Origin of the sequence: Mycoplasmopsis felis ATCC 23391 (genome assembly GCF_000701865.1) — a bacterium.
Taxonomy (GTDB): Bacteria; Bacillota_I; Bacilli_A; order Mycoplasmatales; family Metamycoplasmataceae; genus Mycoplasmopsis; species Mycoplasmopsis felis.
The window spans coordinates 1-1,144 of the sequence record NZ_JNKA01000045.1; the positions used below are offsets into that span (position 1 = coordinate 1).

A 1,144-nucleotide genomic window follows, 5' to 3' on the forward strand; every position below is an offset into this window, starting at 1 on the left:
AATACACAAAAGCAATTAAACTGTACATCTTTCTTATTAATTAAACTATCACCTAAAACCCTTTTATTAATTACAATATCAGGGCCATATAACCTTGAAAAAGGATTTAATTCATATGTATTCCTATGCTTATTATCATTATTATTCTTATACTTCTTAGGCGATAATCAATATAAAAATATTCTTCAAATTTGATTATAAACTTTCCCTACACTTTCTTTATAAGGAATAATAAAGATAAAACCAAATAACATTAAAATAATTCAGCAAACATATTGAGCCCATGCTATTTCAAAATCTTTAAAAATAATTCATGATAAAGTATAAGTTAAAGCACAAATTACAATAATTTCTATAGCATCTCTTACACTAAATCACCTTGTTAACTTAGTCCATCTATTTTTTAATCTCTTAGGTTGAAGCATTATTTTTTCATCCCCACAATTCCTCTTAATATTCCCTTAGATACATCTTTAACAGCATCTAAACGGACTTTTCTTCTATCAGCAGCACCTAATTGCGAAATATGGCTTACTCCCTTTTCTTTTAATAATGAATTCTTAGCATCAGCATATTCAAAACCAACTCTTCCAGCGGCTTTACTATGCTTTAATAAACCAGCACCCTTATTATTAGTATTTAATTCAGTACCAATATATTTAATAAATAAAGCAGATATACCCTTATAAGCACCAATAGAACCAGCCATAAATATCATCTTAATAAATACAGTTATCAAACCAGATACTTGATATATAAGCGGAAAAAATTTAGTATATCTTTTTGAATTATCTAAAGAATCAATAAATGAATTTCCTATATTAATAAATAATGAAATCAATTTTAAACCTATTAAATAAGCACTTAATGATAATAAAGCACTTAAATATTCATCTTTCCAAATCTTAAGTTTCTTTCCTCCATCACCAATAGACCATGGAACAATAACAGGAAAACTAACAAATAAAATCATCATTTGAAATAATTTTGAAATAATATCAAAAACCACCCCAAATATTATTTTTGCTATAATGATTAATAAAACAACACATAAGACAATAAAAACCATTAACCCAATAATTCCACCAGAATTATCATATAAATTAGAATATACACCTATAGAAAACGCTTCACCAATCCCAGT

Annotated in this window: 2 protein-coding genes; both read right to left on the reverse strand. The window is 26.2% G+C overall.

Annotated elements, in window-relative coordinates; genetic code table 4:
• Positions 1–425 (reverse strand): hypothetical protein (locus T405_RS03550; RefSeq protein WP_036431371.1); only part of this gene is annotated, 425 nt, incomplete at its 3' end.
• A partial coding sequence (locus tag T405_RS03975; RefSeq protein WP_036431374.1) for an MMCAP2_0566 family conjugal transfer protein occupies positions 425–1,144 on the reverse strand: 720 nt, incomplete at its 5' end. The genes T405_RS03550 and T405_RS03975, both read right to left, overlap by 1 nt.